This is a genomic window from Streptomyces syringium (genome assembly GCF_017876625.1).
Lineage (GTDB): Bacteria > Actinomycetota > Actinomycetes > Streptomycetales > Streptomycetaceae > Streptomyces > Streptomyces syringius.
In genome coordinates, this window is the sequence record NZ_JAGIOH010000001.1 from 3,037,628 (window position 1) to 3,051,731 (window position 14,104).

Genomic DNA, 14,104 nt, shown 5'->3' on the forward strand with positions numbered 1-14,104 from the left:
CCTGAATCGCTTCTACGGGGTCTGGGGAACGCCGCTACGGAGTGCAGGCGAGCGTCAGGTAGACGGCGGCGAAATCCGTGATGGCGAGGAGTTCCGCGGCGGTCTCCAGGGGGCTGCTGCCCTCGGCGGCCTCCAGCTCGCTGACGGGCGTCTCACGTTGCAGGGCCAGCGCGCGGGCGGCGGGTGAGGGTGAGGTGATCTCCTCTTCCCGGTCGCGGAGCAGGACGACGCGGGCGTGCAGTTCCCGGGAGTCCTCGACCCGGTCGCGGAAGAATTCCTCGGGGTCGGCCCCGGCGGCAAAGGCCCCGGCGAGCAGGGTGCCGTGCGCGGTCAGCGCCTCCGGCAGCTCGGCGGCGAGGGCGGGGCGCCCGGCGAGCGCGGCGAGGACGGTCGCGAAGTGGCGGCCGACGGCGGCGGACAGCTCGCCCTCGGTCCAGATGAGCGGGAGGGTGTCCGCCAGCTCGGCCGCGAGGGTCTTGGCGGGGTTGCTGTACGTGGCGATGGCGGGTCCGCAGCGCTCGGCGGTCTGGTCGAGGCGGGTCGCGAGCGCCTCCAGGGCCGTCGGCGGCACGTCGAACAGGCCGATGCGCCCGAGGAGGGCGAGCATCGGGGTGATCAGGGACCACAGGGTGCCGGGACCGGCGGGCAGACCGGGGGCGGCGTCGGCCTGGGCGCCGCCCGTCACCGTCTCGTACGGGGCGGTGGCCAGCGGGATCGCGAGGCCGCGGGCCTGGAGGGTGGCGTCGGCGAGCGGGGCGCCCACGGGCGTGACGCAGGCGACGGAACAGCCGCGTCGGTATGCCTGCTCGATGAGGAGGGCGAGGCCCGGCTCCGAGCCGTCCGGGCTGGCGACGAGCAGCAGGTCGAGCGGGCCGGCCCAGCCGGGGAGCGTCCACTGCAGGGCGCCCGGCGCGGGCGCGACGCCGACCGGTCGGATCAGGGCGACGGGGCAGCCGCCGCCCGCGAGCGCGGTGAGCAGGTCGGCGGCGCAGCCGGCGGTGGGGCCGGGGCCGGCGACCAGGACGGCGCGCGGCCGCCCGTCCGGTTTGAGGGCGTCGACGCCGGCCTCGGTCGCGTTGCGCGCGGCCGTACGGACCCGGGCGCCGCACTCGGCGGCACCGCGGAGGAGACCGTGGGTGTCGGCGCGGGACAGAGCTTCGGGGTCATCGAGAAGGGTCTCGTCGAACACCGTTGATCAGCCTCCGGTCGCCGTGGGATAAGCCATGCGGTGTGCCTGACGGGGTCAGGTTGACGGAGTCAGGCCGTTACGGGAATCAGGCGGGGCGGCGGGCCTCGTCCACGAGCAGGACGGGGATGCCGTCGCGCACGGGGTAGGCCAGCCCACAGCTCTGGCTCTCGCACACCAGCTCGGGGTTCGGCTCGGCGTCGGCTTCCTCGCGGAGGGGGGCGTGGCACGCCGGGCAGGCGAGGATCTCCAGGAGACCGGCTTCGAGCGGCATGGGGTTCCCTTCGGAATGTGCGTTTCTGTTTGGCCAGCCTATCCGCTGCGCGGGGCTTTGACGTTTGCCTTGGGCGGCGCCGTTTTCCGCTGGCGCGGCGCCGTTTCCCGCTGCGCGGGGCTGTTCGGGTGCGGTGTCGGGCCTCCGCGGGTGCTGTGCCAGGCTGCTTCGCTTTACGCCTGGCACAGCACCCGCTCCGACCCGCCCCCTTTCGTGGGGGGTGGGAAAAACCCTCGGTGGTCGGGGCGCCGGAAACGGTGCGGGTCACCCACGGGAAACGGCTACGCGCGAACGATCGCCAATACCTCGTCCCGCACACGGGCCACCGTGTCCGCGTCCCGTGCCTCCACGTTCAGCCGCAGCAGCGGCTCCGTGTTGGAGGCGCGGAGGTTGAACCACCAGTCGGTGCTCGTGACGGTCAGGCCGTCCAGCTCGTCCAGCTCTACGCCGTCCACGGCAAACGCGGTCTTGACCGCGGCCGCGCGGCCGGCCTGGTCGGCGACGGTGCTGTTGATCTCGCCGGAGGCGGCGTAGCGGTCGTACTGCCGCACCAGCTCGGAGAGCGGGCCGTCCTGGCCGCCGAGGGCCGCGAGGACGTGGAGCGCGGCGAGCATGCCGGTGTCGGCGTTCCAGAAGTCGCGGAAGTAGTAGTGCGCGGAGTGCTCGCCGCCGAAGATGGCGCCGGTGCGGGCCATCTCCTCCTTGATGAAGGAGTGCCCCACCCGGGTGCGGACGGGCTTGCCGCCGTTCTCCTTGACGACCTCCGGTACGGACCAGGAGGTGATGAGGTTGTGGATGACCGTGCCACCGGGGTGCTTGGCCAGTTCGCGGGCGGCGACCAGGGCGGTGATCGCGGACGGGGAGACGGGCTCGCCGCGCTCGTCCACGACGAAGCAGCGGTCGGCGTCGCCGTCGAAGGCGAGGCCGATGTCGGCGCCCGTCTCGCGGACCTTGGCCTGGAGGTCGACCAGGTTCGCCGGGTCGAGCGGGTTGGCCTCGTGGTTGGGGAACGTGCCGTCCAGCTCGAAGTACATGGGGACGAGGTCGATCGGCAGGCCGTCGAAGACGGTCGGGACGGTGTGGCCGCCCATACCGTTGCCCGCGTCCACGACGACCTTGAGGGGGCGGCTCTTGCGCAGGTCCACCAGGGAGCGCAGGTGCGTGGCGTAGTCCGCGAGGACGTCCCGCCGGGTGACGGCCCCGGCGCTGCCGGCGGCCTCGGGCGCGCCGCCGTCGGCCCAGCCCTCCACGAGGGTGCGGATCTCGGCGAGGCCGGTGTCCTGGCCGACCGGGGCCGCGCCCGCGCGGCACAGCTTGATGCCGTTGTACTGGGCGGGGTTGTGGCTGGCGGTGAACATCGCGCCGGGCAGGCCCAGTTGGCCGCTGGCGAAGTACAGCTGGTCGGTCGAGCAGAGCCCGATCTCGGTGACGTCGACACCACGCGCGGCGGCGCCGCGCGCGAAGGCGCCCGACAGGCCGGGCGACGAGGGCCGCATGTCGTGGCCGACCACGATCGCGCTCGCGCCCGTCACCTGGGCGAAGGCCGCACCGAACAGCTCGGCCAGGGATTCGTCCCACTGGTCGGGGACCACACCGCGCACGTCGTACGCCTTCACGATCTGCGACAGATCAGCCACAGCCAACCCCTCCTGGAGTCCGGTACGGGAAGACAAACCTACCCGGAGCCTCCGAACAATCCGGACGCCGGACGGGAAGAGGATTCCGTCATGACCACAGAAGACCCATAGAACGCGCAGAAGCAGACAGAACACCCAAAGGCGGTGCCTTGGTCGGCATTTCGGGCAGCGTAGGAGGTGTCAGGAGTCGGGTGAGCGCAGCACCCTGAGGTGGCCCCGGCGGGCGACCTCCATGGGATTGGCCTCCCGGGCGCTCGGACCGACGGGGCCGGGCGTGGCGACGGGACCGTGCGCGCGCTCCGGCGGGCGGCCCGCCTCGCGCACGGCGTTGGCCAGCGCTTCGAGGTCATCGCCGCTCGGGCGGGCGGGCCCGCTGTCGATGGCGAGACGGACGACCTCCCAGCCGCGGGGCGCGGTCAGGCGCTCCGAGTGCTCGGCGCAGAGGTCATAGCAATGGGGTTCGGCGTAGGTGGCGAGCGGTCCGAGAACGGCGGTCGAATCGGCGTAGACGTACGTCAGCGTCGCGACGGCCGGGCGGCCGCACGCGGTGCGCGAACAGCGACGTACAGGGCTCACGAGGTTGGACGGTACCGCACTCTTGAGCGGGCCGCGACGACTCACCCCCGCCTCACTCCTCCGTGTCGCCCCGGATCGCCCCGCGGGCGGCGCCACCGAACCTCCTGGTCGACCTGTGTCGGCAGGCGGTGTCCGCGGGCCCGCGGACAAAGAAATCTGTCATCCCCCGGCATACATAGTGTCATTCGGCATGCGACTGCCGATCCTGGAGATGGCTGTAATTGATCGCATAGATGACCAGAACGCTCATCAGGCGACATGCGATGAGATGCGCGGGTACCGCGTGCGCGCGGCCGGGTGGCGGATACTCTCGGAGGTGATGGACAGCCCCGTACCGCCCCGCCAGGCCGACCCGCGCCCCCGCCGCCGCGACCGACACGGACGCGGCATGCGCGGACCGATCGCACCGCCCCAGGTGCCGCTGTCCGTCAGCCGGGGCGAGGCCTTCATCGACCTGGTGCACGACTCCGCCGAGCGGCTGGAGCGGCGCTGGCCGCAGCTGGCCGCGGTCGACTTCGTCGTCCGCGAGGTGCCGGTCCCCGGCGGTCCGGACGACCCGGACGGCCCGGCCCCCTTCGGCCTCGACGGCGACGTCGTGCCGCTCGGCCGGTACGTCGAGGCGCACGGCGACAACCCGGACCGGATCGTGGTCTACCGCCGCCCCGTGGAGATCCGCACCAAGAGCCGCGACGAGCGCGCCCTGCTCGTCCACGAGGTGGTGGTCGAGCAGGTCGCCGAACTCCTCGGACTCGCGCCGGAGTCGGTGGACCCGCGCTACGGCCAGGACTGACCCCGCCCCGACCGTCACCGTCGCCGTCAGCGGTTCAGCATCGACAGGTCCTGCTCCGCCTCCGGGACCGCCACCGTGGAGCGGTCGTCGGGCAGCGGCTGGATCGTGAACATGGGCAGCCCGTCCTTGGGCAGCGCGAGCGTGCGGGAGGCGTGCACCGGTCCGCCGGAGATGCTCTCGACGGTCACGGCGAACGGGCCCTTCGCCCCGCCCGGCCGCGGCGGCTCCACGGCCAGCGTGGTGCCCGCCTTGACGGTGTAGGTCCTGCTCACCGGGCTGCCGCCATCCGCGCCCGCCGAGGAGGTGACCTTCACCCGGGCCTCCTTGCCGGGGGCCGCCAGGGCGAGGGTGCTGCCCTCGGTGCGGTTGTCGGCGGCGGTGCCCCGCCCGTCGAGGGCCGGGGTCGCGGGGATGAACGCCGTCTCCTGCTTGTCGCCCTTGCCGCGCGTGACCCGCAGCGCGGCGACGACCGGGGCGCTGTCGCCCTCCGCCGTGAGCAGCAGCGACCCGGCCTGGCCCTTGGTGACGTCCCCGAGGTCGACGGCGGTGGTCATCCCGCTCTTGACGTGCAGCGTCTCGTGGCCCGCCGGACTGATCGAGCCGGTCGGTCCGGCGAGGCGCACCTTGAGGTCGGCGTCGTCGTCACCGGGCACATGGGCGACGAGCCGCACGGACGTCGCGTCGGCCGGGATGCCGGGGAGGACGGCGTCGGGCGAAGCGTCGCCGGACGGGGCGAGCCAGTCGCCGCCGAGCTTCTCGTCGGACGCCTGCACGGCCGCGCCCACCCGGCCGTTGCGGGCCGCCACATGGAGGGTCAGGTCCTCGGTGGGCGCGTCCGTCAGGGTCGACAGCAGCACCGGCACGGTCGAGCGGGGCGGGACGTTCACGGCCTCGCCGGTGGGGGCCTTGATGCGGCCGTCCTTGCCGTACAGCTCCAGGTCGACGACGGCCGCCGTGGTGTCGGGGTTGGTCACGTGGACGTAGTCCTGGCGGCCCTTGGCAGTGCTGACGCCGGGGAACCAGAAGGACGTGTCGGGGGCCGCGCACGTCATACCGTGCAGCCCGCGCCCGGCGCCCGCCGCGATCACCGTGGTCTGCTGGGTGGTCCAGCCGGGGGCGAGCGACCCGTCGGCGGTGCCGATGAGGGCGGGGGCGTCGGAACTGCTCGTGGTGGCAGTGGCCGGCTTGCCGGGCTCCTTGAGCGACAGGACGGGCTTGCCCGCCTCCTGGGGGGCCTTGGCGCCCTTGCCGGCCTTCTTGGGGTCGGCCTTCGCGTCACTCTTCGCCGCGGGGCCCGCCGCCGACAGCAGCTGGGCCGCGGACTTCCGCCCGCCCGCAGCGGACTTCCCCGGTGGGGTGAAGGAGGTGTACGTCGTCTCGCCGACGTCGGACGAGGTGGGCGCCGGGCACAGCGCGGTCGAGCGCTGCACGGGCAGCCGGGCGGGAGCCTTGGCGCCCGTCTCCGCGGCGGGCGGCGCGCCGCCCAGCGCGGCGACGCCCGTGACGGCGGCGAGCGCCGCGGCGGCGCCGAACAGGGACAGGGTGGTGCGCTTCACTGCTGCTCGCTCCCGTCACGGTGGGGCCCGGTACCGCCGCCGTACGTCGTGTCGTAGGGCTGCTGCTGTCCATAGCCGTACGGGTCGTACGGGTCGTAGGCACCGCCCGCGTAGGGATCGGCCGGGTACTGCTGGGGGTACGAGCCGTCCGGGTGCTGCCCCTGCGGGTCGTGGGCCTGCTGGTACGGGCCCGCGTACGGGTCCTGCGGGTACTGGTCGTAGCCCGGGGCGGGGGCCGCGTCGCTCCCCCAGCCGTCACCGGCAGGCGCTTGCTGGCCGTACTGCTGGTAGGGCACCGCCGCGTACGGGTCGGCCGTCGGCTGCGCGTAGGGGTCGGCGGCCTCGGGCGCGTGGTCCACGGCGGCCGGGGCCGGGATGTCCGCGGGCCGCTCGGCGGGGGCCCCGCCGGCGGCGGCCCGCAGTCTGCGGGCGCGGCGGCCCTCCCCCGCACCGGCCTGCGCGGGTACGGACGCGGCGGGGGCCTTGGACAGCGCGGCCGGTGCCGGGGCCGCCGCCGCGCCGCCGTCCTCCGGCAGGTCGTCGTCGATCTCGCGCCGCCGGCCCGGCAGGGCGAGCACGACGAGGACGAGTCCGAGGGCGCCCTGGGCCCATAGCCAGGCCGCCCGCGCCGTCGGTGTCTCGTAGGTCAGGGCCAGCCTGCCGCCGGTGGTGGGCAGGCCGAAGCCCTGGGCCCAGCCGTCGACCGTGGTGCTCTTGAGGGCCTTGCCGTCGAGGGTGGCCCGCCAGCCGGGGGCCGCCTTGTCGGCGAGCCGCAGCACGCGGCCCTCGGGGCCGTCCGGGATCGTGGTGTGCGCGGAGACCGGCCCGGCGGCGACGGGCACCGGACCGTCGCCGCCGCCCTGGGACGCGCCGCTGACGATCGTCACGCGGGCGGTGCGCCGGTCGACCCGCCACAGGGCGGTGCGGCCCTCCTGGCTGAGCCGGGTGAGGCCGGGGGTGGCGTCGAGGACCCGGCTCATCGCCTTCGGGGCGTCGCCGCCGACGAGCACATAGCCGACCGCGTACTCGCCGAGGCGGCCCGTCTGGTCGGCGCCGGAGCCGGCGACGAGATGGGCGACCACGTCGTCGAGCTTCTTGTCCCGGCCGGCGGCCGCGGCCGCCTCGGCGTCACCGAGGCGCGCCCCGGAGCCGCGCACCAGGGTGTAGGTGACGCGGCCGGTGGTGCCGCCGAGCACGAGGGTGCGGGCCTGGTCGCGGGTGCGCGCCTCCTCCGCGACGAACGCGGGGACCTGCACCGGGTCCCGCCGCTGGAGCGGCCCGGCCGCGCCGCCCGCCATCCAGACGACGGCCGCGACCAGCGGCGCGGCGCCCGCGGCGACGGCGATCAGGGCCGCGACGGGCTGCCGCCAGCCGAAGCTGAGCGCCGCGACGCGCTCGCGCGCGCCCTCGGCGCCGACGGCGGCCGCGGCGATCAGGGCCAGCCCCTGGACGAGGGTGGCGGGGCCCGCCCACGCGGCCCCGGCCGTGAGCCCCGCGCAGAGCAGCGCGGTGAGCGCCGTGACCCAGGCGGCGGCGACCGCGAGCCGGCGGTCCTCGCGCAGCAGGGCGGCCAGCGCGGCCAGGACGACGCCGGTCAGCAGCAGGAGGCCGGGGGCCTTGGGCCCGCCGGGGTCGGCGGTGAGCAGGCCCAGCGGGCCGGGTGCCGTGCCGCCGAGGTCGAGCCCCGCCTCGACGAGGAGGCGGCCGGGGTCGGCGAGCAGCCCGAACGACCAGGGGGCGAGCACGACGAGCGGGGTGCCGAGCGCCGCCAGGAAGCGCGGCCCGTGCGCGGCGAGTGCCGCCCCGCCGCCCCGTGCGCAGCGCAGCGCCAGCACGCCGAGCCCCAGCACGAGGGCCAGCGGCCAGACGACGGGGGTGAAGGCGGTGGTGATGGTGAGCAGCAGCGCGTACGTCCAGGTGGCGCGCCACGGCGGCCGGGCGGCCGGGGTGCGCAGTCCGGCGGCCGTGACGGCCGCGCGGGCCATCAGGGGCAGCAGGACCGCGAGGACGGCGGTGCCCAGTCTGCCGGTGGCGAGCGCGCCGGTGGTGGCGGGCAGGAAGGCGTACGCGACGCTCGCCCAGGCCCGCAGCAGCCGGGAGTCGACGAGCGGGCGGGAGGCGAAGTAGGCGGTGAGTCCGGCGAGCGGCACCGAGCAGACGAGCAGCAGGGTGAGGGTGAAGGACGTGGAGCCGAGGAAGAGCGTGGCCAGCCCGGCGAGGACCGCCAGGTAGGGGGGAGCGCTGCCGGTGGTGCCCACGCCGACCGGGTGCCAGGCGTCGGTGTAGCGCGCCCACAGGGCGGAGACGGTGTCGGGGGCGGGCAGCAGCGCACCGCCGGACAGGGCTCCGCCGCCGAACAGGCCCCGGCAGGCGATGAGGGAGACGAGCAGCAGCAGGGCGAAGAGGACGGGCCCGGGTTTGCGCGCGACGCGCTTGAGCCGGGCGAACTGTTCGACCTCCAGGAAGTCGGCGTCGTCACCGCCGGGCCCGGACTCGACGGCGCCGTGGCGGCCGGCGGAGGAGAGTTCGGCCTCCGAGGCGCCGCCGAAGTTGCTCGCGACCTGCTCCACGGTGGCGCGGACGGTCGCGCCGGGCGGCGGGAAGAGGTGGCGCAGCTCGCTCCCGGCGACGGCCGGTGTGCCGCGTCGCTTGCGGGCCGCGCGGATCCGGCCGGGGCGCAGCAGCGTGCCGACCAGGCCGGTGAATTCGTCCAGCGCCTGGCCGGGGACCTTGCCGACGAGATAGGCGAGGGTGCGCAGCAGGGTGCCGAGGACGATCCGGAGCATGACGTAGGGCAGCAGCGCGCCGCGGGTGTTGGCGAGCAGGGTGTAGACGGCGCCGGCCTTGTCGACGCGGTGCGGGCCCGCGGGCTTACGGCCGGCGCAGTCGACGGGGCGGCGCTCGCGGGCGGCGGCCTCGGCGTGCCGGAGCACGGCGTCGGGCGCGACGAGGACCCGGTGGCCGGCGGCGTGGGCGCGCCAGCACAGGTCGACGTCGTCGCGCATGAGGGGCAGCCGCGGGTCGAAGCCGCCGAGCTGTTCGAAGACGTCGCGGCGGACGAGCATGCCGGCGGTGGACACCGACAGCACGGGCCGCACCTGGTCGTGCTGTCCCTGGTCCTGCTCGCGGCGCTCCAGGCCGGTCCAGCGGCGGCCGCTGCGGGCGATGGAGACGCCGACCTCCAGCAGCTGTCTGCGGTCGTACCAGCTGCGCAGCTTGGGGCCGATGACGGCGGCGTGGGGTTCGGACTCGGCGACGCGCAGCAGTTCGTGCAGGGCACCGGGTTCGGGTGCGCAGTCGTCGTGCAGCAGCCACAGCCAGTGGACGGGTTCGAGGTCGCGGTCGCGGTGCGGCGTGTCGTCCCGGCCGTAGGCGTCGTAGGAGTCCTCGCGCCAGGTGCGGCTGACGGGGTCCCAGCCGCTGGAGCTCTTGAGGTAGGGCAGGTCGTCGGCGGTGGGGGCGGGGGCCGCTCGGACGGCTTCGTCGACGGCGGTGCCGAACCCCGCGCGGCGGGCGAGGTGCAGGACGCGGTCCGCGCCGAGCGCGTCGGTGAGCAGCCGGGCGGAGTCGTCGCTGCTGCCGGTGTCGGCGGCGACCGCGTTCTGCACGGGCCGTTCCTGGCCGAGCAGTCCGGCGAGGGCGTCGGGCAGCCAGCGGGCGCCGTCGTGGGCGACGAGCACGGCGGTGACGACGTGGCGGGGGAACGCCGGGGGGCCGGCGGGCTGGTCGAACGAGGCAGCCGGGTAGGGGGCCGCCGTATTGCTGTGCACGGACATCGGGGTACGGGCCCTCCGGCCGGGGTCCGGGGGTCGCCCCCGGAAGACGCTGTGCTGGACTGCGCTGGACGTGAGCGCCCCCGTGGGGCGTCGGTACGTCGCGGACGGGCCCCCACACTAATGGCTGCGCACGCATGCGGTCCGCCTCCTGCGGGCGGGCGCAGAGGGCGGACCGTGGGGGGATGGCCTGGGTGTGGACAGTGTCACGGAGTGTGCGGGCCGGACTGTCCGTCAGCCCGCGGAGCGGGCACTGAATAAGACATATCGTCAGGTCGCGCGCCGGGTCCCGGCGGCGGAACACGCGTCGGGGCAGGGCCCTGGACGGGTGGCCAAAGCTCTCGGGCCCGGAGGCCCTGTCGGCTCGGGTGCCTCAGACCGCGGCCTTCTTCAGGCGGCGGCGCTCACGCTCGGACAAACCGCCCCAAATACCGAAGCGTTCGTCGTTCGCAAGGGCGTATTCAAGGCACTCGGAACGGACTTCACAGGCGAGGCAGACTTTCTTCGCCTCCCGCGTGGATCCGCCCTTTTCGGGGAAGAAGGACTCAGGATCGGTCTGGGCGCACAACGCGCGCTCCTGCCAGCCGAGCTCCTCGTCCGCCTCCTCGACCAGCAGTTGCTGGAACAGCTCGGTCATGTGCGCCCCTCGTCTGTCATTTGCGTCCCCGTGGTGCTGCCGCCTTCGGGTGCGGCAGAACGACACGAGTGAAATTACAAGTGTGCCGATCCGGGCCAGTCAAGCCGAGATCTGCTATTGGGCCCCATATTCACTCTGCGGAACCAAGGCTAAGCGGAAAGTGGCCAAAATGTCACAAGATTGGACACTTCCACCCGCCTGTCGCAGTCATCCCGTCTTCCTCTTCGAAGAGAGGACGACACTCGCGCCCGTCCCGTTGCACCGCTCCGGCTGAACGATGTTTACGGAACCAGTCGGAGCGCCACCTGTCCGCGACCTCACCACCACAAACCTTTCATCGCGCACAGTAACCGGATGAGGTGAAAGATTTACCTCAAACCCGACACATGGTTGACAGAGCGCGTCCGAACCGGTCTCCTTGGTGCCATGCCAGCAACCGCCGCGCTCCGCCTGACCCGTGCCTACGGGTCCCGCTGCGCTGTGCAGGCTCGCTGTCGCTGTTGCAGCTGTTGACGCCCCCGAGCTCCAGCTGATCTTTCTCTCCCGCACGGCGCCGTGCCTCCAGGCGCGTACGCTCCGTGCTCGCCTGTCTCCCCGCCGCTCGTAGGCCGCTCCGTATGCCGCCCGCATCCCTGCCGAGGAACTCCCGCACATGAACAGCGACGTCCAGATCGCCGGCGACCCGCTCGCCGTCCCGCACCTCATGCCGCCCGTGCCCGCCCACCCCTCCACCGTCGCCGAGTTCGCCGGCCTGGCCCGCGGCATCGCGGCCGACCGCGACAGCTGGGCCCACCTCGTCCGCTACGACGCCGCCAGCCGCTGGTACCACCGGCTGCGCACCGGCCCCGGCTACGAGGTGTGGCTACTGAGCTGGGTGCCCGGCCAGGGCAGCGGACAGCACGACCACGGCCCCTCCTCCGGGGTGCTGACCGTCCTGAGCGGTGAGCTGACCGAGCTGACCGGGGCCACCGGGGCCCGCCGTCGCCTCCGCGCCGGCGACCAGCGCGTCTTCGCCCCCGGCTACGCCCACGAGGTCGTCAACGACTCCCTCGAACCCGCCGTCAGCCTGCACATCTACTCCCCCGGTCTGACCGAGATGCCGATGCATCACGCGGCGCCCGCCGCGAGCGTCGTGCCGTCCGTCGCCCCGGGTGCCGTCGCCCGCTGACGGCTCGCTTCCGGCCCGCTTTCCGCCCACTTCCAGCCCGTCGGTGATCACCCGTACGAGTGACTTCGGTGGGTGGGTGACGGGCGGGCCTGTCACCCACCACCACTCTTCAGCGCGCCCGCCCCCGGCTGACAGACTGCGTTCATGCAGCGCATTGTGGTTCTGGCCGGCGGGATCGGGGGCGCCCGCTTCCTCCGCGGCCTCAAGTCAGCAGTTCCCGACGCGGAGATCACCGTCATCGGGAACACCGGAGACGACATTCACCTCTTCGGCCTCAAGGTCTGCCCCGACCTCGACACCGTGATGTACACCCTCGGCGGCGGCATCCACGAGGAGCAGGGCTGGGGCCGGTCCGACGAAACCTTCGCGGTGAAGGAGGAGTTGGCGGCCTACGGGGTGGGGCCCGAGTGGTTCGGGCTCGGCGACCGCGACTTCGCCACGCACATCGTCCGCACGCAGATGACCGGCGCGGGCTATCCGCTCAGCGCCGTCACCGAGGCGCTGTGCGACCGGTGGCAGCCGGGCGTCCGGCTGCTGCCGATGACCGACGACCGCGTCGAGACCCACGTCCTCGTCGACGACCCCGACGGGGGCGGGCGCAAGGCCGTGCACTTCCAGGAGTACTGGGTACGGCTGCGGGCCTCCGTGCCCGCCCACGCGATCATTCCCGTCGGCGCGGAGGAGGCGAAGCCGGCCCCGGGTGTCCTGGAGGCCCTCGCCGCCGCCGACGTCGTGCTCTTCCCGCCGTCCAATCCCGTCGTCAGCGTCGGCACGATCCTGGCGGTGCCCGGCGTGCGGGAAGCCGTCGCGGCCTCGAAGGCGCCCGTCGTCGGCCTGTCCCCCATCGTCGGCGACGCGCCCGTGCGCGGCATGGCCGACAAGGTCCTCGCGGCCGTCGGCGTGGAGTCCACGGCCGCCGCGGTCGCCCGGCACTACGGCTCGGACCTCATCGACGGCTGGCTGGTCGACACCGTCGACGCGGGCGCGGTGCCCGAGGTGGAGGCCGCGGGCATCCGCTGCCGCGCCGTGCCGCTGATGATGACCGACGTCGAGGCCACGGCCCGGATGGCCGCCGAGGCCCTCGCCCTGGCCGAGGAGGTCCGCGCGTGAGCGACCTGCCCGCGTACCGGGTCTGGGCCCTGCCCGGCATCCCCGAAGTGCGCACCGGGGACGACATCGCCAAGCTCATCGCCTCGGCGGCCACCGCCGAAGGACTGCCGGGCCTGGCCGACGGCGACGTCCTGATGGTCACCTCGAAGATCCTCAGCAAGGCCGAGGGCCGCGTCGTCCAGGCCGACGACCGCGAGGCCGCGATCGACGCCGAGACCGTGCGCGTGGTGGCCCGGCGCGGCCCGCTGCGCATCGTCGAGAACCCGCTCGGGCTGATCATGGCCGCGGCCGGCGTGGACGCCTCCAACACCCCCGCGGGCACGGTCCTGCTCCTGCCCGAGGACCCCGACGCCTCGGCCCGGCGGATCCGGGCGGGCCTGCGGGACACGCTCGGCGTGAACGTCGGCGTCGTCGTCACGGACACGTTCGGGCGACCGTGGCGCAGCGGGTTGACGGACGTCGCGATCGGGGCGGCCGGGGTGCGCGTCCTCGACGACCTGCGCGGCGGCACGGACGCGCACGGCAACCCGCTGAGCGCGACCGTCGTGGCCACGGCGGACGAGCTGGCGGCCGCGGGTGATCTGGTCAAGGGCAAGGCGGCGGGGCTGCCGGTCGCCGTGGTGCGTGGGCTGTCGCATGTCGTTGTGGCCGATGCGCCCCCTGGCGAGGACGTTGACGGGTCCTGCGGTACCGACGAGGGGGCGCGGGCGCTGGTGCGCAACGCCGCCGACGACATGTTCCGGCTGGGGACGTCCGAGGCCGTCCGCGAGGCGGTGACGCTGCGGCGTACGGTCCGGGAGTTCACGGACGAGCCGGTGGACGGCGGCGCCGTGCGCCGGGCCGTCGCCGCGGCCGTCACGGCGCCCGCGCCGCATCACACGACGCCGTGGCGGTTCGTGCTGCTGGAGTCCGCGGAGTCGCGGGTGCGGCTGCTCGACGCGATGCGCGAGGCGTGGATCGCCGACCTGCGCGGCGACGGCTTCACCGAGGAGAACATCGCCCGCCGGGTGCGCCGCGGGGACGTGCTGCGCAAGGCGCCGTACCTGGTGGTGCCGTGCCTGGTCATGGACGGTTCGCACACGTATCCCGATGCCCGGCGCAACGCCGCCGAGCGGGAGATGTTCGTCGTCGCGGCGGGTGCGGGCGTGCAGAACTTCCTGGTGGCGCTGGCGGGTGAGCGGCTGGGGTCGGCGTGGGTGTCCTCGACGATGTTCTGCCGCGATGTGGTGCGGGACGTTCTCGGGCTGCCGGCCGGTTGGGATCCGATGGGGGCGGTGGCGGTGGGGCGGGCTGCGGTTGCGCCGTCTGAGCGGCCTGTGCGGGACGCCGGCGCGTTCGTTGAGGTGAGGTGAGGTGAGGTAGCGGCGCGGCTCGTCGTGGTGCGGGCGCCGGGGCCC

The 14,104-nt window shown here is 74.3% G+C and carries 11 protein-coding genes; 4 read left to right on the top strand and 7 right to left on the bottom strand.

Features of this window, described 5'->3' with window-relative positions; genetic code table 11:
* Positions 1-34 precede the first annotated feature (34 nt).
* The 4 genes from JO379_RS13395 to JO379_RS13410 form a co-directional block, all read right to left on the bottom strand.
* On the bottom strand, positions 35-1,189 hold the full coding sequence (locus JO379_RS13395; RefSeq protein WP_130878154.1) for an SIS domain-containing protein: 1,155 nt from the start codon (positions 1,187-1,189) through the stop codon (positions 35-37).
* An 85-nt stretch (positions 1,190-1,274) separates the two neighbouring features.
* Positions 1,275-1,460 carry a Trm112 family protein gene (locus tag JO379_RS13400; protein ID WP_130878155.1) on the bottom strand — a complete coding sequence of 62 codons (186 nt, stop codon included), beginning with the start codon at positions 1,458-1,460 and terminating at the stop codon, positions 1,275-1,277.
* A 281-nt stretch (positions 1,461-1,741) separates the two neighbouring features.
* Positions 1,742-3,097 carry a phosphomannomutase/phosphoglucomutase gene (locus tag JO379_RS13405; protein WP_130878156.1) on the bottom strand — a complete coding sequence of 452 codons (1,356 nt, stop codon included), beginning with the start codon at positions 3,095-3,097 and terminating at the stop codon, positions 1,742-1,744.
* A gap of 180 nt (positions 3,098-3,277) precedes the next feature.
* On the bottom strand, positions 3,278-3,718 hold the full coding sequence (locus tag JO379_RS13410; protein ID WP_130878157.1) for a DUF3499 domain-containing protein: 441 nt from the start codon (positions 3,716-3,718) through the stop codon (positions 3,278-3,280).
* Positions 3,719-3,992: 274 nt separating this feature from the next.
* Between JO379_RS13410 and JO379_RS13415 the strand changes: the two genes are divergently transcribed.
* On the top strand, positions 3,993-4,463 hold the full coding sequence (locus JO379_RS13415) for a metallopeptidase family protein (protein ID WP_130878158.1): 471 nt from the start codon (positions 3,993-3,995) through the stop codon (positions 4,461-4,463).
* Between the two features lie 26 nt (positions 4,464-4,489).
* On the opposite strand, the gene JO379_RS13420 is transcribed toward JO379_RS13415, so the two are convergent.
* The 3 genes from JO379_RS13420 to JO379_RS13430 all read right to left on the bottom strand — a co-directional run bounded on the left by JO379_RS13420 (position 4,490) and on the right by JO379_RS13430 (position 10,429).
* The gene (locus tag JO379_RS13420) at positions 4,490-6,019 is read right to left on the bottom strand and encodes a DUF5719 family protein (RefSeq protein ID WP_209515071.1); all 1,530 of its coding nucleotides are present in this window, start codon (positions 6,017-6,019) and stop codon (positions 4,490-4,492) included.
* Positions 6,016-9,795, bottom strand: coding sequence for a glycosyltransferase family 2 protein (locus JO379_RS13425; protein WP_209515074.1), 3,780 nt, complete (start codon positions 9,793-9,795; stop codon positions 6,016-6,018). The genes JO379_RS13420 and JO379_RS13425 overlap by 4 nt, the downstream gene beginning before the upstream one ends.
* Positions 9,796-10,165: 370 nt before the next feature.
* Complete coding sequence (locus JO379_RS13430) at positions 10,166-10,429, bottom strand: WhiB family transcriptional regulator (protein ID WP_004952403.1); 264 nt, start codon at positions 10,427-10,429, stop codon at positions 10,166-10,168.
* Between the two features lie 652 nt (positions 10,430-11,081).
* Here JO379_RS13430 and JO379_RS13435 point away from each other — a divergent pair.
* The 3 genes from JO379_RS13435 to JO379_RS13445 all read left to right on the top strand — a co-directional run bounded on the left by JO379_RS13435 (position 11,082) and on the right by JO379_RS13445 (position 14,059).
* Positions 11,082-11,597 carry a cysteine dioxygenase gene (locus JO379_RS13435; RefSeq protein ID WP_130878162.1) on the top strand — a complete coding sequence of 172 codons (516 nt, stop codon included), beginning with the start codon at positions 11,082-11,084 and terminating at the stop codon, positions 11,595-11,597.
* A 144-nt stretch (positions 11,598-11,741) separates the two neighbouring features.
* Entirely contained in the window at positions 11,742-12,707 is a 966-nt protein-coding gene (cofD, locus tag JO379_RS13440; protein ID WP_130878163.1) for a 2-phospho-L-lactate transferase, read from the top strand.
* Positions 12,704-14,059, top strand: coding sequence for a coenzyme F420-0:L-glutamate ligase (locus JO379_RS13445; RefSeq protein WP_209515076.1), 1,356 nt, complete (start codon positions 12,704-12,706; stop codon positions 14,057-14,059). The genes cofD and JO379_RS13445 overlap by 4 nt, the downstream gene beginning before the upstream one ends.
* The last annotated feature ends 45 nt before the right edge of the window (positions 14,060-14,104 follow it).

Bases quoted from the DNA above. Each gene is read 5' to 3' on its own strand.
- JO379_RS13400 (WP_130878155.1), bottom strand. From the start codon at position 1,460: ATGCCGCTCGAAGCCGGTCTCCTGGAGATCCTCGCCTGCCCGGCGTGC.
- JO379_RS13415 (WP_130878158.1), top strand. From the start codon at position 3,993: ATGGACAGCCCCGTACCGCCCCGCCAGGCCGACCCGCGCCCCCGCCGC.
- JO379_RS13425 (WP_209515074.1), bottom strand. From the start codon at position 9,795: ATGTCCGTGCACAGCAATACGGCGGCCCCCTACCCGGCTGCCTCGTTC.
- JO379_RS13430 (WP_004952403.1), bottom strand. From the start codon at position 10,429: ATGACCGAGCTGTTCCAGCAACTGCTGGTCGAGGAGGCGGACGAGGAG.
- JO379_RS13435 (WP_130878162.1), top strand. From the start codon at position 11,082: ATGAACAGCGACGTCCAGATCGCCGGCGACCCGCTCGCCGTCCCGCAC.
- cofD (WP_130878163.1), top strand. From the start codon at position 11,742: ATGCAGCGCATTGTGGTTCTGGCCGGCGGGATCGGGGGCGCCCGCTTC.